This window comes from Blastococcus sp. SYSU DS0616, from assembly GCF_054051015.1.
On the sequence record NZ_JBJHAJ010000001.1, the window covers coordinates 227,941 to 244,708 of the forward strand.

Genomic DNA, 16,768 nt, shown 5'->3' on the forward strand with positions numbered 1-16,768 from the left:
GCCGCGGACTCCGGACCGCCGGGCTCCCCACAGGGAGCCCGGACCCACCTACTCCGGCTGACGCTTCACCCCTCCGCGTCGTCCCCGTCCGCCGGGCCGTGGGTCAGCTGGCGGAGCTCGGTGACGACGTCGGTGGCCACCGTGCCCAGCGAGACCAGCGCGCCGGAGACCAGCCGCCGCACCCCCTGCACGTCCAGCCCGAGCGCGGACCCGACGCCGGATCCCGCCTCCAGGCCCCCGAGCTCACCGGTGGCCGGTCTTTGCTCCGCCAGGTCGGGTGACCAGCGCATCGCGTCCCCCGACAGCGTCCAGTCACCGGTCGCGCCGTCGATCGCCTCGGTGACCGGGTTCCCACGAGCCGATGCGTCCATCACCGCCACCTCCGGGGTCGCCCTCCATGGTGACCCGAAACACCGGCATCCGGTAGGTGGTCGACGGCCTCAGGCGCGGGTCAGCGCCAGCAGGGCGATGTCGTCGGCCCGGTGCTCCCCGGTCAGCTCGCCGAGGAGCCGGTCGCACAGCTGCTCGGGGTCGCCGGTCCACGACCGCGCCGCCACCTCCACCAGCCGGGCCAGCCCGGCGTCGATGTCAGCCCCACGGCTCTCCACCAGCCCGTCGGTGAACAGCAGCAGCGCCGCCCCCCTCGGCAGCACGCCGGTCCACTCCTGGGCGGGCCCCGGCGGCGCACCGAGCATGCGGGCGGGCCGCACCGGCAGCAGCTCCGCCCCGCCGTCCGCGCACAGCAGCGGTGGCAGGTGCCCGGCGGAGGCGATGCGCAGCTCCCCCGACGCCGGGTCCAGCGTCGCGAACAGCGCGGTCGCCATCCGCTGCAGTTCGAACAGCTCCCAGTTCTGCTGCAGCCGGTCGATGAGCACGGCCGGTGAGGGGCTGTCGACCGACATCGCGCGGGTCACGCTGCGCAGCTGCCCCATCGTCGCCGCCGCCGTGATGTCGTGGCCGACCACGTCCCCGACCGTCAGCCCGACCTGGTCCCCGGGCAGCCGGAGGACGTCGTAGAAGTCGCCGCCGACGTCGACCCCCTGCGTCGCCGCCAGGTAGCGCACCGCCGTGGCCAATGTCGGGATGCCGGGCGGCGACGGCGGCAGCAGGCTCGCCTGCAGCGTGTGCGAGGTCTGCTCCTCGAACTCGAAGCGCAGCGCCTTGTCCACCACCTGCGACAGCTGCAGCGCCAGCTGCTCGGCGACCTCGACGTCGGCGGCGGTGAACGGCGGCCGCTGCCGGTCGGCCCCGAACGTCACCACGCCGAGCCGCCGGCCGTCCACGATCATCGGCACGCTGACCACCCCGACCAGCTCCAGCTGCCCGACCACCTCCCGGAAGACGTCGTCGGGGGCCACCGCGTCGCCCACCGCCCGCGCCTGCGCCAGGTCGCGGATCCACTGCGTCCGCCCCTCCCGCAACGCCCGCACCGACGGGTGCAGCGGTGACCGCACCGGCGGGTGGGCACGCAGCCGGTCCAGCAGCGGCTGCCGGGCGGGGTCCCGGTGCCGCACGACCGGCCGGTGCACCCCGTGCTCGGTGACCAGGTCGACGACGCAGACGTCCGCCAGCCGGGACACCACCAGCCCGGCCAGCCGCTGCACCGTGTCGGTGACGTCCCGGGCCTCGCTCATCAGCCGCGAGGCCTCCAGCAGGAAGGCGGCCCGCTCACCCTGGTGACGGGTCTCCTCGTGCAGCCGCACCCGCTCCAGCGCCTGCCCGGCCTGGCGGCCGAGCGTCCACAGCAGGTCGACCTCGGCCGGGCTGAGCGGCCGGTGCTCCCCCGGCTCCTCCAGGCTGATCAGATCGCCCCGCGACGGTGCACCGCGCGCCAGCACCAGCACCCCGAGCCGCTTGGAGTCGGCCGTCACCGGGACGATGACCAGGTCGGTCAGCCCGTCGGCCGCCATGGTCGCCGCCAGCTCCGGCTGGTCGGCGCGCAGCCGGGCGTCGAGCACGATCGACCGCAGCCCCTGGGCCAGTTCCAGCGCCAGCCGGCTGCCCGCCGCCTCCCGCAGCCGGCGCAGCAGCTCGAGCGACACCCCCTCGGAGCGCACCGGCCGCAGCGCCGGCAGCTCGCGCGGGTCGTCCGCCTCGCCCTCCACCAGCACCAGCGCGGCGCCGGCGGCCCGCAGGGCCCCCCGGCCACGCTGCACGATCACCGTCGCCACGTCCTCGGGGGTCACCGCGGCCGCCAGGTCGAAGACGACCTTCTGCACCACCCGAGAGCGGGCCTCGGAGTCCTCCGCCAGCCGCTGCGCCGCCAGCAGCTCCCGCTCGTACCGGCGCCGCGCCGTCGCCTCGAACAGCGTGGCCCGCACCAGCAGGGGAGCACCGTCCTCGTCGCGCACCTCGACGGCGTTGAGCAGGCACGGCAGCAGCGTGCCGTCGATCCGGGTGACGTCGATGGCGATCTCGCGCACCGCTCCCTGCATGCGCAGCAGCGGTACCAGGTGGGTGTTGTAGAAGACCCGCCCCCCGACGCTGAGCAGGTCCGGGAACCGCTGGTCGAGCAGGTCATCCGGCGCACGGCCGGTCCACGCGCAGAACGTCCGGTTGACCTTCACGATCCGCCCGTCGGGCAGTGCGGACAGATACCCCATGGGCGCGTTCTCGTAGAGGTCCGCCGGGTCCTCGTCGAGCAGGCGGTCCAGCCGGTCCCCGCGGTTCTCGGGGCCGGTCACGGCGCCAGGAAAGCGCGGATGGCGGCCGTCGTCTCCTCCGGCGCCGACAACTGGGGGACGTGCCCGGTGGCGCGCATGCGCACGAGCACGCTGCCCGGGATCTGCCGGTGCACGAACTCGCCGACCGCGTCGGGGGCGATCGCGTCGGCGCTGCACTGCAGCACCAGCGTGGGAACGTCGATGCCGTGCAGGTCGGCGCGGTTGTCCGAGAGGAAGGTGACCCGGGCGAACTGGCGGGCGATGTGCGGCGCCGTCCGGCAGAAGCTGTTGGTCAGCTCCTCGGCCAGCTCCGGCCGCTCCGGGTTGCCCATGATCACCGGCGCCATCTGCGCCGACCAGCCCAGGTGGTTGCTGTCCAGTGCGTCGAGCAGGCCGGCGACGTCGCTGCGGCTGAACCCGCCGATGTAGTCGACGTCGTCGACGTACCGCGGGCTGGGCCCGACCATCACCATCGCACCGAAGAGCTCGGGCGCGCGGTGGTAGGCGAGCACCCCGATCATCGCGCTCACCGAGTGCCCGACGAACACGGCGTCGGTGAGCGCCAGCTCGCGGCAGATCTCCACGACGTCGCTCGCGTACCCGTCGAGGGAGCCGTACTTCTCCGGGTCGTAGGCCGACAGGTCCGACTGCCCCGCCCCGACGTGGTCGAACAGCACGACCCGGTGGTCGACGGCGAAGTCGGGGGCGACCAGGCGCCACAGCGTCTGGTCGCAGCCGAAGCCGTGGGCGAAGACCAGCGGCCGCCCCTCGGGCGGGCCGCTGACGTTCACCCGGTTCCGCGTGATGACGCTGCCCACGGATCCGACCGTAGTGGAACGAGCGTCCGGTGTGTTCCATCCGCACGGTCCCGGCGGACCCGTCCACGCCGACCCCCGCCCCCCGGGCATGACGGTCGGTGAGCCCGGGACGACGCACCGCCGCGCGCCGCCGCAGCGCGCGTCCGCCGCTCGGGAACCGCCGCCGACGCCGCCCGTCCGGCCCTACCCTCCCCGCATCCCGCGCTCCGGCAGGCCCGGAGCACCGGCCCGAACCCGCTGAACGAGGTGCGCGCCATGACCGCTACCGCGGTCCGTCCCCCCGCCGTCCCGCTGCCCCGGCGCCCGGTCGACCCCGCCCCCGCCCGCGCTGTCCCCTCGACCTCCGGCCGGGCGGCCGCCTACCAGCGGGTGCTGCACCAGCTGGTGCGCCGGGAGCTGCGCACGCTGGCCGACGTCGTCACCTGGGCACCCGACGGCGAGTGCGCCCGCACCGGGCTGCTCACCCGCCACGCCGGGCTGCTGTCCCGGCTGCTGCTGCACCACCACGCCGTCGAGCGGGACGTCCTGTGGCCAGCGTTGCTCCGCGGCGCGCCCGAGGAGGCCCGTCCCGCCGTGGCGGCCGCCGTCGCCACCTGGACGTCGTCGTGCGGGCGCATCGACGCCGCGCTGCGCGACCTGGACACCGCGGCCCGCCAGTGGGCCAGCTCCGGGAGTGGCCGGGCCCGGGAGACGTTCGCCCGCTCCTGCCGGCAGCTGGCCGACGACGTCGCCGCGCAGACCGCCGAGGAGGAAGCGACCTTGCTTCCCCTCCTCGACGCCCACCTGACCGACGCCGCCTGGGCGGCCGTCGTGCGGACCGCCCGCTGCGGGCTCTCCGGGCGCCAGCAGCTGCTCGTGCTGGGCCTCGCGCTGGAGGACTGCAGCGCCGCCGACCGCGCCCGCCTGCTCGGCGGCATCCCGCGCGCCACCCGGATGGTCTGGCGGCTCTACGGCGGCGGCCGCTACCGCGCCGCCGTCGTCCGGCTGCGCGGCGCCCCGCCCGCTCGCTGAGCCGCCGGGTCCATCAGTAGCGGGACGTGCCGCAGTCGCGGCAGCGCTTGCGCGCGCTCATCTCGCGCCCGTGACAGTTGTCGCAGACCCAGGTGGTCCGCTCCTTGGTCGCCGTGCTCATGGCTGGTCCTCCCCTCGTCGTCGTGCCGACGACGCTAGGGAACCGGTGTGTCGAGAAGGTGTCCGCAGAGTTGCGATGGAACGCCAACTAATCCCGTGCACACCCCGGAGGGGTGAGGGATCGGCTGATCCGGACGACGCGCGGTCGGCTAACGGCGAGCCGGGGCGAACGGGCCCGACAGCGCTGCCCACTGCAGGAGCATGATCGTCTTGGCGTCGGCGATCCGGCCGTCGGCCACCATCCGCAGCGTCTCGTCGAAGGGCAGCTCCACCACCTCGATGTCCTCGCCCTCCTCGGCCACTCCGCCACCCGCGGTGGTGCGGTCGGCCGCCGTGTACGGCGCGGCGTAGAAGTGCAGCCGCTCGGTGACCGAGCCCGGGCTCATCCAGACGTCGAAGACGTGCTCGAGCTCGCCCACCGTCACCCCGAGCTCCTCCTCGGCCTCCCGCCGGATGGCGGTCTCCGGGTCGTCCTCGTCCAGCAGCCCGGCGGCCGCCTCCAGGAGCATGCCGTCGGGGTGGCCGTTCACGTAGACCGGGAAGCGGAACTGCCGGGAGAGGAGCACCGTCCCGCGGGCGACGTCGTGCAGCAGGATGGTGGCGCCGTTGCCGCGGTCGTAGGTCTCCCGCGCCTCGGTCACCCAGGTGCCGTCCCCCCGGCGGTACTCGAACGTCGTCCGGCGCAGCACGTGCCAGGCGCTGGCCACCAGCTCCACGTCGGTGACCCGCACCCGCGGGTTCCCGCTGAGGTCCCGCCCCACCCGGTCCAGGCCGGTGCGGCCACGTGCGTCGGGGACGTCGATGCCCGGGATCTGCGTCACGAGCAGCACGTTAGTGGTGCGTGGCACGGTGCTGGGGCCCCGCCGCCGTGGGCACAATGGGCAGTTGCCGACAACGGCGCGACGAGCGAATTGCACCACCGTTCCAGTAGAGAGCGAAGAGCCTTTGACGACAGTGCGTCCGGCCGGGTCCCTCGACGCCGAGATCGCGGCGGAGCAGACCTACGTCAGCGCCCTGCACGGCCGGCTCGACGAGGTGCGCGCCCGCACCGTCGCGCGCTTGGAGGAGGCGTTGGCCACCGTGCCGCACAACCCGCAGGCCGTCGGTGAGCGGGAGGCCGCGGTCGAGCTGCACAGCCAGCGGATCGTCGCGCTCGACGCCGCCGACAGCGGGCTGTGCTTCGGCCGGCTGGACCGGCACGACGCCGACGTGCCCCGGTACATCGGCCGGATCGGGCTGAACGCCGACGACGGCCGGGAGGAGCCCCTGCTCGTCGACTGGCGCGCCCCCGCGGCCCAGCCCTTCTACACCGCGACGCCGCTGCACGACCTCGGCGTCCGGCGCCGCCGGCACATCCGCACCCGTGGCCGCACGGTCGTCGACGTCACCGACGAGACCCTCGACCTCACCGACCCCGACCTCGCCCAGCGGTCGGGGCTGGCCGGCGAGTCGGTGCTCCTGGCCGCGCTCGGCGCCACCCGCACCGGCCGGATGAACGACATCGTCCGCACCATCCAGGCCGAGCAGGACCGCATCATCCGCGCCGACCACCGCGGGGTCCTGGTCGTCCAGGGCGGCCCCGGCACCGGCAAGACCGCCGTCGCCCTGCACCGCGCCGCGTACCTGCTCTACACCCACCGCGAGCGGCTGGCCCGCAGCGGACTGCTGATCGTCGGCCCCTCCCCCACCTTCCTCGGGTACATCGCCGACGTGCTGCCCTCCCTGGGCGAGACCGGCGTGGTGCTCACCGACCTCGGCGGGCTGCGGCCCGGCCTGCAGGCGCATGCGGCCGAGGCGCCCAAGGTGGCCGAGATCAAGGGCCGCACCGCCATGGTCCGCGTCGTCACCACCGCCGTGCGCGACCGCCAGGCGGTGCTCGACAAGCCGGTCGTGCTCACCATCGACGGCACGCCGGTGCGCTTCGCCAAGGCCGACGCCGCCCAGGTGCGCAGCCGGGCCCGGGGCGCCTCCCGGCTGCACAACGAGGCCCGGCCGGCCGCCGTCCGCGCGGTCATCGACATCGTCGCCCGCAAGTACGCCGACAAGCTGGGCGAGAACGTCCTCGGCGGCGCCAACCTGCTGGGCGAGGGTGACGTCGCCGCGCTGCGCCGCGAGGTCGCCACCGAGTCGGCCGTGCTCGCCCTGGCCGACCGGCTCTGGCCGCGGCTGACCGCCGAGCGCCTGATCGGCGAGCTGCTCTCCTCCCGCCGGCGCCTCGAGTCGGCGACCAAGGGCTGGAGCGAGGCCGACCGCGAGCTGCTGCTCCGCCCGGCATCGGCCCCGTGGACCCCTGCCGACGTCCCGCTGCTCGAGGAAGCCGACGAGCTGCTGGGCGTCGACGACTCCGCCGAGCGCGACCGGGAGCGCCGCGAGCGGCAGAGCCGGCTGCGGCACGCGCAGGAGACGCTCGACCTGCTGCACGGCTCGCGCTCCACCGACTGGGAGACCGAGGAGGAGTCCGAGGAGCTGTCGGCCGGCGACCTGCTCGACGCCGAGGGGCTGGCCGGGCGGCACGAGGAGCGCGACAGGCGGTCGACCGCCCAGCGGGCCGCCGCCGACCGGACCTGGACCTACGGGCACGTCATCGTCGACGAGGCCCAGGAGCTCTCGTCGATGGCCTGGCGGGTGCTGCTCCGCCGGATCCCCACCCGCTCGATGACCCTGGTCGGCGACGTCGCCCAGACCTCCACGCTGGCCGGCGCGACCAGCTGGAAGGAGGTGCTGGAGCCGCACCTCGGCAGCTCGTGGCGCCTGGAGGAGTTGACCGTCAACTACCGGACCCCGGCCGAGATCATGGCCGTGGCCGCGGACGTGCTGGCCGCCGGGGGCGCCGCCACCGCGGCCGCGGAGTCGGTGCGGTCGACCGGCGAGCTGCCGTGGTCGCACCAGGTGGCCGAGGAGGAGTTCACCGACGCCGTCGCCGCGGCGGCCGCGGAGTACGACGCCGAGGAGGGCACGCTCGCCGTCATCGTCCCGTTCAGCCGGCTGGCGGCCGTCACCGCCGCCGTGCGCGACCGGCTCCCGTCGGCCTCCGCGGACGGCGACCTGACCGCCGGCCCGGTGGTGCTCACCCCGGAGGGCAGCAAGGGCCTGGAGTTCGACTCGGTGCTGGTCGGCGATCCCGTCGGGATCCTCGACGAGGGTGTGCGCGGGCACAACGACCTCTACGTCGCGCTCACCCGGGCCACCCAGCGTCTCGGCGTCGTGCACCCCGGTGAGCTGCCGCCGGAGCTCAAGAACCTCGACCCGCGCTGACCCGCCGGGCCGGCACCGTGTCCCACGGAGTCTGCCGCTGAGTGCAGGTGCACTCAGCGGCAGACTGTCCGCGGAACAGCTCAGACGCTGGCGCGGACGGCCAGGACGACGCCGCTCTTCGGCTTGGCCGGGATGCGGTGCAGCGCGATCTCCAGGTCCTGGTCGGGCACCTGGTAGTCCAGCCGGGCCAGCCGCACCGCGAGCGCCGACAGCAGCGCGACGGTGATCTGCTCCCCCGGGCAGCGGTGGTTGGTGCGCGGGTCGCCGGCGCCCTGCGGCACCAGCTCGAACTCGCCGATCTCCCGGTCGAGGAACCGCTCGGGGCGGAATGCGTACGGGGTGTCCCACAGCGCCGGGTCGTGGTTCTGCCCGTACAGGTCCAGCAGCACCATGGCGTTCTGCGGGATCTCCTCGCCGGCGAACTCGTTGCGCTGCGGCGACCGGCCGCCGATGAACGGGGCGAACGGGTAGAACCGCCGGACCTCGTGCGCCCACGCCTCGGCGAACGCCGGGTCCCCGGCCGCCAGCCGTTCCCGGTTCCCGGGCCAGCGGATCAGCGCGTGCCCGGAGAAGGCCATGAACCAGGCGACCGCCGTCGTCGGCCGGATGATGTTGAGCAGCTCCACCGCCGCCACGTTCGCCGGCAGCTGCGTGCCGTCGGCGTCCCGGTGCCGGGACACGACGTCGACCGCCGTCCCCTCCTCCACCCGGGTCCGCCCGCTGCGCACGTCCTGCACCAGCTGGGTCAGCCACCTCTCCCGGCGGCCGCGGGCCCGCCGCGCCCGGAAGTGCCGCGGCCCGCCGGTGGCGAAGCCGTCGACCATCGCCACCATGTCGCGGGCCAGGTCGGGCACCTCCTCGTCGCGCACCGGGACGCCGGTCCAGCGCGCCACGGAGCCGGCCAGCACCCGGCTCGCCTCGTCGAACAGCACGATCTGCGGACGGGCGGCCCACTCCGGCACCGCGGCGTCCCAGGCAGCGGTGGTGCGCTCCACGAGCGAGGCGATGCCGTCCTCGCGCATCAGCAGCGCGATGAACATGGCCTTGCGCACCCGATGCATCTCGCCGTCGAGCGTGTGCACCGCGCCCTTGCCGAACAGCGTGCCCTGCACCGGCTCGGGGATGGCGTGCGAGCGGCGCACGTGGTCCTCGTCGTAGAGGAATCGCGCGGCCTCGGGACCCTCGATGCCGACGGCCGGCAGCCCGCCCAGCCGGACGCCGACCGCGTGCTTCCCGGCCCGGCGGCGCTCGTCGGGCAGCCAGCCGTAGCCCTTGGACAGCAGTTTCAGGCTGTTCTCCAGTCGTGGCATGGATGCTGCGGTGCCCACCCGCGCGCGGGGACAACCGTGGTCAGCCGGACCGCTGCTCCTGGGTCCGGTCGTCGCGGGGCCGGGTGGCGACGTCGGCGGGCGGGTCGTCCCCGTCGGCGGCGGAGCTCCCGTGCCCCAGCCGGCGCAGCAGCCCGGCCACCTCGTGCGCGACGTGGGAGGAGGCGTCGTCGGGCAGCACCTCGGCGACGCCGGCCAGCGCCTCGGCCAGCGCGCGCTCCTCGTCGTTGAGCAGCCCCCGGTACGCCGGGTCCAGCAGGTAGCCGGTGGGCGGCGTGGAGAGGCAGCCGATGAGGTCGAGCAGCACCTCCAGCCGGCGCGCCGCCTCGGCCGGCGAGGCGTCGGCCGGGCTCATCGCCACGGTCTGGACGTCCTGCTCCCACAGCCGGGCGCGCGCCGGGTCCTCCCGCAGCGCCAGCACGGTGCCGGTTCGCCGGGCCGTCCCCGACCCCTGGGTCTGCAGTGCGGTGCGCACCTGGTGGGCGATCCGGATCAGGTCGTCGTCCAGCATCGAGGTGCCCACGAACAGCACGTGCCGGGTCAGCAGCAGCGAGTGGAGCACCCCGGCCAGCGCGGCGCCGGTGTTGCCGAACTGCAGGTACTCCTCCCGGGTCAGCACCACGCTCTCCGGGTGCGCGGCGTCCCCGTGCAGCTTCAGCAGCCACGGCGCCCCCGGCCGGGCCTCGTCGAAGGGCAGCACCGTCACCTGCCGGCCGATGTCGTCGGCGGCGAGCTCGACCAGCGGGTCGTAGTTGGTCGTCACGAACTCCTGCACCGGCAGGTCGGCGATCAGCGCGTGCGCCAGCGCGTAGGGCCCGGGACCGAACCGCTCCTGGACGAACGCCGTCAGCTCCTCCGCCCCGAGCTCACGCGCCAGCAGCGCCGCCGAGTCCTGGGCGGGGAGGCGGGTCAGCCCCGCGCGCAGCTCGTCGTCCAGACCCGATCGGGCGGCCAGCTCGTCGACCAGCTGCTCCCACGTCGGCAGCCCCGCGGCGGCGCTGACCCCGGCACCGATGAAGAGCGCCAGCTGGCCGCGGCGCGCCCGGTCGCCCAGGTCCTCGGCCAGCTGCCGCAGGTGCCCGGGCAGGTCCCAGCCCTCCTCCTCGCCCCGGCGGACCCGCTGGGCGGCGGCCAGGTCGCTGGGCCGGCGCAGCACCAGGGCGACGTCGAAACCGTGCTCCTGGGCGGCCTCCCGCAGCACCGGCAGCAACTGCTGCAGCAACGACCCCCGCTCGCCGGCGGCCCCACCCCAGCCGGTGCCCAGCGCGGGCAGCCCCACCAGCCGCCGCGCGCGTCCGTGCACCGGTTCGGGCACCTCGCGCCGGGCGACCGCCGCCAGCGCCTCGCGCGCCCCGTCGAGCAACCAGGACAGCCCCCGGCTCCCCGACCCGTCCGCGCCCCCGTCGACGGTGTCGACCAGCCAGGCGCGGCGCGGACCCTCGTCGGGCACCTCGAGCACCCGCTCGTCCCCCGACCACGACAGTCCGACGCAGTTCCCGTCGGCCTGCCGGTCGGTGATCAGCTCCTCCGGCAGGAGGGAGCACCAGTCGCGGGCCACCCGCAGCGAGCGGTCGGTCGGCACCAGGACGTCGTCGCAGGAGAGCTGCGTCAGGTCCGCGCCGACCACGAAGACGTGTCCGCTCACGGCCGGGCCCATACCCACGGCCCGCGGGTCATGCGCCGCCGGTCAGGACCCGCAGCCGCCGGCGCCGCAGGCGCAGCCGCCGCAGCCGGCGCGCACCGGCGCCGGGGCGGGCGTCGCGGCCACCGTGCGCAGGTTCGCGGCACCCACCAGCAGCGGAACACCCAGCACCGCCACGGCCAGCGCGGCCACCACGGTCGCCACGTCGGCGGCCCGGTCCCAGCTCCGCGCGAGGCCGGTGACCACCAGCAACCCGGTCACCAGCAGCGACCAGACCAGCAGCGCCTGCCCGCCGCGCCGGGCCGCGCCACCCCGGCCCAGCAGACCGAGCGACGTGACCAGCAGCAGCAGCGGGACGCCGACGAGCAGGACCACCGCCGAGAGGGAGGCCGAGGCGACGGCGACGACCAGGCCGGCGGCCCCGGCCACGACGGCGGCCGTGCCCAGCGACCGCGCCCGTCCGGCGACCTCACCCGCCACCGCGCCCGAGCGGGCGCCGCGCAGCAGGACGGCGCCCCGCACGGCCAGGAACAGACCCACGGCGCCGAGCAGCAGCCGGGCACCGGCTGCCTCCCACACGACGGCGACCACCGCGACCGCGATCATCGCGAGGCCCAGCGCCAGCCACCGCGGCCAGGTGCGCCGCGCGACCTCCGGGGTCGCCGCGCTGACCGTGCCGGCCGAGAGGATTCCGGTTCCGTTCGCCACGGGCCCAGTGTCCCTCACCCCCGCCGGCGCTCGGGGAGGCACCGGGCCGGTGGCCGTGCCACGCTGATCATCTCCGCGTTCCACGCGGACGGGACCGAGGTCAGGAAGGCACCGGGGATGAGCGTGCAGGGCAGCGCCGGGTCGGCCGCGGACGCCGCGGGACGGGCAGCCGACAGCGGCGGCCTGGAGCACCTCGCCCGCGTCGGGTTGATCGCCTACGGGCTGGTCCACGTGCTCATCGCCTGGCTGGCGCTGCAGCTCGCGTGGGGGCGGACCGGTCAGCAGGCCGACCAGTCCGGTGCGCTCGCCACCCTGGCCGAGCAGCCGCTGGGCGAGCCGCTGCTGTGGGTCCTGGGCATCGGCCTCGTCGCGTTGGCGCTGTGGCAGGCCGCGGAGATCCTCCGCTGGCGGCACGGGCTCACCGGGTCCGGGGACCGGCGGAGGAATGCGTGGGAGCGGACGGGCAAGGCCGCCGCCAAGGCCGTCGTCTACCTGGCCCTGGCGGTCCTGGCGATCCGGTTCGCCACCGGGGGCGGGCAGGGCAGCAGCTCCGGCTCCCAGCAGCAGGCCACCGCCGGCGTCCTCGGCTGGCCCGCCGGGCGCTGGCTGGTGGTGGCCGCCGGGCTGGCCGTCGTGGGCGTCGGCGGCTACCTCGTCCACAAGGGCGTCACGAAGCGCTTCCTCCGCGAGATCGACCTGGCCGGCTGCTCCGCCTCGGCCCGGCGGCTGGTCACCCGGCTCGGTCAGGTCGGCTTCCCCGCCAAGGGCGTCGCGCTCGGCCTCGTGGGCGGGCTGCTGGTGTGGGCGGCGGTCACCTTCGACCCCGCCAAGGCCTCCGGCCTGGACGGTGCCCTGCACACGCTGCTGACCGCGCCCGCCGGGCCGGTGCTGCTGACGCTCGTCGCCGTCGGGATCGCCGCCTTCGGTGCCTACTGCTTCGTCCGCGCCCGGTACCCCGAGCGCACCTGATGGCCCCGCTTCGAGGTCCCGCCACGAACTCGCGAGTGGTGGGGGGAAGCGGGGTCCTTCGTCGGCTGCACGACCTCGTCGACCGGGTGCGCCGGGTCACCGACTCCCCGGTGCTCACCCACCTCGCCCGCGCCGGCCTGATCGCCTACGGCGCCATGCACCTGCTCATCGCCGTCCTCGCGCTGCGCCTGGCGATGGGCCTGCGGGGAGCCGACGCCGACCAGACCGGCGCGCTGCTCACCGTCGCCGGCGGGCCCGGCGGGCGGCTGCTGCTGGTCGCGATCGGGCTGGGCATGCTCTCGCTGGCCGTGTGGCAGGCGGCCGAGGTGCTGCTCTGGTGGCACGGCCTGCTCGACCCCGCGCACCGGGTGCGCACCGCCGTCGTCTGCGCCAAGTGCCTGGCCAAGGGCGCCGTGTACGGGTTCCTCGGGCTCACCGCCCTGCTGTTCTCGTTCGGTCTCGAGTACGAGGCCGACGAGCGGCTGCGCGGTCTCACCGAGGAGACGCTGCTGATCCCCGGCGGGGCGGTGCTGGTCGGCGCGGTCGCCGCCGGGGTGGTGGCGGTCGGGATCTACACGTTCGCGCGCGGCTGCACCGGCGGCTTCATGCGCGACATCGACCTGCCCGCCGCCCCCGACCGCTGGGAGCCGGTGATCGAGGCGCTCGGGCGGATCGGCTACCTGGCGAAGGGCATCGCGTTCGGGCTGGTCGGCGTCCTGCTGTGGCGCGCGGCCACCTCGTCCGACGTCTCCACCGCGACCGGGCTCGACGGCGCCATGACGGCGATCGCCGGGGTGAGCGCCGGGCCGTGGCTGCTCGCCGGGGTCGCGGCCGGATTCGCGGCGTTCGGCGTCTACGCCCTCGCCCGCGCCCGCTACCCCGACCGCGACCCGTCGCAGTGACGCGCTGGAACGGCCCCCGTGCAGGGCCCCACGCCTCGCATGCTCGGCGTGGGGCCCTGCACGGGGGTCCTTCTACGTGCGGGGACCGCCGGCGACGTAGACGACCTGGCCGGAGACGAACCCCGCGCCCTCGCTGCAGAAGAAGGAGACGGTGTGCGCGATGTCCTCGGGCACACCCGCCCGCGCGACCGGGATCGCCGCGGCCCGCTTCTGCACGTAGGACTCCCACTCCTCGCCGATGCGCTCGGCCGTCGCCTTGGTCATCTCGGTCTGGATGAAGCCGGGCGCGATGCAGTTGGCGGTGACGCCGAACTTGCCCAGCTCGATCGCGAGGGTCTTGGTGAAGCCCTGCAGGCCGGCCTTCGCCGTGGCGTAGTTGGCCTGCCCGCGGTTGCCCAGTGCGGAGGTGCTGGACAGGTTGACGATCCGACCCCACTTCTGGTCGATCATGTGCTTCTGCGCCGCGCGGGTCATCAGGAACGAGCCGCGCAGGTGCACGTGCATGACCACGTCCCAGTCGGCGTCGGACATCTTGAACAGCATGTTGTCGCGGGTGACGCCGGCGTTGTTCACCAGCACCACCGGCGGCCCGAGCTCGGTGGCGATCCGGTCGACCGCCGCCTGCACCTGCTCGCCGTCGCCGACGTCGGCCCCCACGGCCAGCGCCCGGCCGCCGGCGGCCTCGATCGCCTCGACGGTGCCGCGGGCGTCGTCCTCCTTCAGGTCGATCACCGCCACGGCGAAGCCGTCCCGGGCCAGCCGCAGCGCGGTGGCGGCGCCGATGCCGCGGGCGGCACCGGTGACGATGGCGACGCGGGGGGAACCGGTGGGGGACGTGGACATGCGGCAGCGCTCCTCGGCTCGTTCGGGACGGTCGGACGGAGTCTGGCTCAGACCCGCTCGAACAGCGCGGCGAGCCCCTGGCCACCGCCGATGCACATCGTCTCCAGGCCGTAGCGGGCGCCGCGCCGGTCCATCTCGCGCAGCAGCGTGGCGAGGATGCGGCCGCCGGTCGCGCCCACCGGGTGGCCGAGCGAGATGCCCGAGCCGTTCACGTTGGTGCGCTCCCAGTCGGAGTCGGTGAAGCCCCACTCCTTGGCGACGGCGAGCACCTGGCTGGCGAACGCCTCGTTCAGCTCGATGAGGTCGACGTCGGAGAGCTTGAGGTCGGCGAGGGCCAGCGCCTTCGCGGTGGCCGGCACCGGGCCGATGCCCATGGTCTTCGGGGGCACGCCGCCCACCCCGAAGGACACCAGGCGGGCCAGCGGGCGCAGGCCGAGCTCGGCGGCCTTCTCCGGGTGCGTGACGATCGCAACCGCGGCGCCGTCGTTCTGCCCGGAGGCGTTGCCCGCGGTCACCGTGGCGTCGGGGTCGTTCTTGCCCAGGATCGGGCGCAGCTTGGCGAGGGTCTCGACGTTCGAGTCGGGGCGGATGTGCTCGTCGCGGTCGACGACGGTCTCGCCCTTCCGGTGCTTGATCGTCACCGGCACGATCTCGTCGGCGAACCGCCCCTCGGCGGTGGCGGCCGCGGCGCGCTGGTGGCTGCGGACGGCGTACTCGTCCTGCTCCTGGCGGCCGATGCCGTAGTCCCGGCGGACGTTCTCCGCGGTCTCCAGCATCCCGCCGGGCACGGGGTGGTTCTGGCCGCCGGCGGTGACCCGGCCGCGGGCCAGCCCGTCCTCCAGCAGCACGCCGGGCCCGGGCTTGACGCCCCAGCGCATCGCGGTCGAGTAGAACGGCGCGTTGCTCATGGACTCCGCGCCACCGGCGAGGACGACGTCGGAGGCGCCGGACTGCACCTGCATCGCCGCGTAGACGACCGCCTGCAGGCCCGAGCCGCAGCGGCGGTCGATCTGCAGACCGGAGGCCGTCACCGGCAGGCCCGCGTCGAGGGCGGCGACCCGGCCGAGGGCGGGGGCGTCCATCGTCGGGTAGCAGTGCCCGAGCAGGACGTCGTCCACCGACTCCGGCGGCAGCCCGGTGCGCTCCATCAGCGCCCGGATCACCGTCGCCGCCAGCTCCTGGACGGGGACGTCGCGCAGCGAGCCCCCGAACCCGCCGACCGGCGTCCGCAGGGGCTCGCAGATGACCGCATCGCGCACGGTGGTCCTCCTCGTTCGTCCGCTCCCGACGCCCGGCACGGCGCCGCGTGGCGCCGAGTCTGCCCCGCGGGCGACCGGCGCGCGCCCCCGGCCCCTGTCCGGCAGGGACCCGGGAGGTCAGGAGGCGGCGGCGTCGACCTGCTCGCCGGCCAGGAGGCTCCAGAGGCCGGTGATCTGCAACGGCCGGATGACGGCGCGCGTCGCGGCCAGCACCCGCAGGTGCCCACCGGCGGCCAGCGCCTTCCGGTGCGCGGCGGCCAGGGTGCAGAGCCCCGCCGAGTCGAGGAAGGTGACGGCGGTCAGGTCGACCACGACCTCGCGGGGCGCGGCGTCGACCAGCTCGTCGAGGACGGCGCCGACCCGGGGGGCGGAGGTGCAGTCGACCTCGCCGGCGACGGTCAGCCGCGGCTGGGCGGCGGTGCCGGCCACCTCGAGCGCGAGGGGAACCGCCGGGGGGACGTCCGGCCTGACGGGGACCGGGGTGGACTCGGTGAGCGAACGGTCGAGCGAGGAAGCGGTCACGGATATGCCTCTCGGGGCGGATGCCGGACCAGTGAGCCTGCGGACGCGAACGACACGACGACCAGCACTGGGTTGGCGGCTGCTGCTGAACCGCACCTCCGACCGTAGGCATTGCGGGGTCGGGGCACAAGGGTCGGCACGCCGCCCGGACGCCGACGCGTGCGAGGTGCTCCGCCGCAGGTCCGGCGGGAGGCGGATACTGGGCCGGTGACCGAGCCCCGCCCCTCGTCCCGCCGCCCCTCCCCCCTGCTCGTCGGAGGCTGCGTCGCCGGGGTGGCGGTGGCGGTGGGCGCGTTCGTCGTGCTGGACCTGATCCTCGCGGCCGCGGTGGCGATCGCCGCGCTCACCGCCGTGGCCCTGGCCGTCGCCGCCTCCGGCTGGGAGTCGCACGCGACCTTCGAGCAGCGGGAGCTGGCCCGGGCCCGCCGGCGCAAGGAGAAGTGGGAGCGCAACGCCGACGCCCGGGCGCGCGACCGCGCTCGCTGGGAGGCGCACCAGGCGCGCAAGGCGGCGCGGAACTCCACCCGGTAAATGGTTGGACGGCCGGACGACGACGGCCTAGCGTCCCTCCCCATGCGGTACTCCGTGCGACTGCGCACCTCCTGAGCTGACGCGCCGCGGGCCGGTTCCCCCGCCCGCCGTCCGCGCCCGGTTCCTCCGGGCGCCCGCTCCCCCGCGTCCCCGCCGGGCCTCGTCGCGCTCGCGGGACGCCCCGCACCGCACCGCCA

At 75.4% G+C, this 16,768-nt stretch carries 15 protein-coding genes; 5 read left to right on the forward strand and 10 right to left on the reverse strand.

Going from position 1 to position 16,768, the window contains the following annotated elements:
- Positions 1–65 precede the first annotated feature (65 nt).
- The 3 genes from ACI79K_RS01110 to ACI79K_RS01120 all read right to left on the reverse strand — a co-directional run bounded on the left by ACI79K_RS01110 (position 66) and on the right by ACI79K_RS01120 (position 3,481).
- Positions 66–371, reverse strand: coding sequence for a hypothetical protein (locus tag ACI79K_RS01110; RefSeq protein ID WP_456598707.1), 306 nt, complete (start codon positions 369–371; stop codon positions 66–68).
- 69 nt (positions 372–440) lie between these two features.
- Positions 441–2,684: a SpoIIE family protein phosphatase gene (locus ACI79K_RS01115; RefSeq protein WP_456588447.1), complete on the reverse strand. Its 2,244-nt coding sequence runs from the start codon at positions 2,682–2,684 to the stop codon at positions 441–443.
- Complete coding sequence (locus tag ACI79K_RS01120) at positions 2,681–3,481, reverse strand: alpha/beta fold hydrolase (RefSeq protein WP_456598708.1); 801 nt, start codon at positions 3,479–3,481, stop codon at positions 2,681–2,683. The genes ACI79K_RS01115 and ACI79K_RS01120 overlap by 4 nt, the downstream gene beginning before the upstream one ends.
- Positions 3,482–3,736: 255 nt before the next feature.
- On the opposite strand from ACI79K_RS01120, the gene ACI79K_RS01125 reads away from it, so the two are divergent.
- The gene (locus tag ACI79K_RS01125; protein WP_456598709.1) at positions 3,737–4,492 is read left to right on the forward strand and encodes a hemerythrin domain-containing protein; all 756 of its coding nucleotides are present in this window, start codon (positions 3,737–3,739) and stop codon (positions 4,490–4,492) included.
- A 269-nt stretch (positions 4,493–4,761) separates the two neighbouring features.
- Here the strand turns inward: ACI79K_RS01125 and ACI79K_RS01130 are convergent, their stop codons facing one another.
- On the reverse strand, positions 4,762–5,433 hold the full coding sequence (locus ACI79K_RS01130; protein ID WP_456598710.1) for an NUDIX domain-containing protein: 672 nt from the start codon (positions 5,431–5,433) through the stop codon (positions 4,762–4,764).
- Positions 5,434–5,566: 133 nt separating this feature from the next.
- Here ACI79K_RS01130 and ACI79K_RS01135 point away from each other — a divergent pair, with 133 nt between their 5' ends.
- Positions 5,567–7,867, forward strand: coding sequence for a HelD family protein (locus ACI79K_RS01135; RefSeq protein ID WP_456598774.1), 2,301 nt, complete (start codon positions 5,567–5,569; stop codon positions 7,865–7,867).
- 80 nt (positions 7,868–7,947) lie between these two features.
- Here ACI79K_RS01135 and ACI79K_RS01140 read toward each other — a convergent pair whose 3' ends face one another.
- The 3 genes from ACI79K_RS01140 to ACI79K_RS01150 are packed head-to-tail and all read right to left on the reverse strand — an operon-like array spanning position 7,948 to position 11,545.
- Positions 7,948–9,177 (reverse strand): cytochrome P450, encoded by a 1,230-nt coding sequence (locus ACI79K_RS01140; protein WP_456598711.1) that lies wholly within the window; start codon positions 9,175–9,177, stop codon positions 7,948–7,950.
- Positions 9,178–9,217: 40 nt separating this feature from the next.
- Positions 9,218–10,840: an SIR2 family protein gene (locus ACI79K_RS01145; protein ID WP_456598712.1), complete on the reverse strand. Its 1,623-nt coding sequence runs from the start codon at positions 10,838–10,840 to the stop codon at positions 9,218–9,220.
- A 42-nt stretch (positions 10,841–10,882) separates the two neighbouring features.
- Positions 10,883–11,545, reverse strand: coding sequence for a hypothetical protein (locus tag ACI79K_RS01150; protein WP_456596611.1), 663 nt, complete (start codon positions 11,543–11,545; stop codon positions 10,883–10,885).
- Positions 11,546–11,662: 117 nt separating this feature from the next.
- Here ACI79K_RS01150 and ACI79K_RS01155 point away from each other — a divergent pair, with 117 nt between their 5' ends.
- Complete coding sequence (locus ACI79K_RS01155) at positions 11,663–12,514, forward strand: DUF1206 domain-containing protein (RefSeq protein ID WP_456598713.1); 852 nt, start codon at positions 11,663–11,665, stop codon at positions 12,512–12,514.
- A gap of 35 nt (positions 12,515–12,549) precedes the next feature.
- Positions 12,550–13,416, forward strand: a complete 867-nt coding sequence (locus tag ACI79K_RS01160) for a DUF1206 domain-containing protein (RefSeq protein ID WP_456598714.1) — start codon at positions 12,550–12,552, stop codon at positions 13,414–13,416.
- 72 nt (positions 13,417–13,488) lie between these two features.
- Here ACI79K_RS01160 and fabG read toward each other — a convergent pair whose 3' ends face one another.
- The 3 genes from fabG to ACI79K_RS01175 form a co-directional block, all read right to left on the reverse strand.
- A complete protein-coding gene (fabG, locus tag ACI79K_RS01165) occupies positions 13,489–14,259 on the reverse strand; it encodes a 3-oxoacyl-ACP reductase FabG (protein ID WP_456588438.1) in 771 nt (256 codons plus the stop codon).
- A gap of 47 nt (positions 14,260–14,306) precedes the next feature.
- Positions 14,307–15,518 (reverse strand): acetyl-CoA C-acetyltransferase, encoded by a 1,212-nt coding sequence (locus tag ACI79K_RS01170; protein ID WP_456598715.1) that lies wholly within the window; start codon positions 15,516–15,518, stop codon positions 14,307–14,309.
- A gap of 117 nt (positions 15,519–15,635) precedes the next feature.
- The gene (locus tag ACI79K_RS01175; protein WP_456588436.1) at positions 15,636–16,040 is read right to left on the reverse strand and encodes an STAS domain-containing protein; all 405 of its coding nucleotides are present in this window, start codon (positions 16,038–16,040) and stop codon (positions 15,636–15,638) included.
- A gap of 207 nt (positions 16,041–16,247) precedes the next feature.
- On the opposite strand from ACI79K_RS01175, the gene ACI79K_RS01180 reads away from it, so the two are divergent.
- A complete protein-coding gene (locus tag ACI79K_RS01180; protein ID WP_456588435.1) occupies positions 16,248–16,571 on the forward strand; it encodes a hypothetical protein in 324 nt (107 codons plus the stop codon).
- Positions 16,572–16,768 lie beyond the last annotated feature (197 nt).

Coding starts and splice junctions, on each gene's coding strand:
- ACI79K_RS01110 (WP_456598707.1), bottom strand. CDS start 371: ATGGACGCATCGGCTCGTGGGAACCCGGTCACCGAGGCGATCGACGGC.
- ACI79K_RS01125 (WP_456598709.1), top strand. CDS start 3,737: ATGACCGCTACCGCGGTCCGTCCCCCCGCCGTCCCGCTGCCCCGGCGC.
- ACI79K_RS01140 (WP_456598711.1), bottom strand. CDS start 9,177: ATGCCACGACTGGAGAACAGCCTGAAACTGCTGTCCAAGGGCTACGGC.
- ACI79K_RS01155 (WP_456598713.1), top strand. CDS start 11,663: ATGAGCGTGCAGGGCAGCGCCGGGTCGGCCGCGGACGCCGCGGGACGG.
- fabG (WP_456588438.1), bottom strand. CDS start 14,259: ATGTCCACGTCCCCCACCGGTTCCCCCCGCGTCGCCATCGTCACCGGT.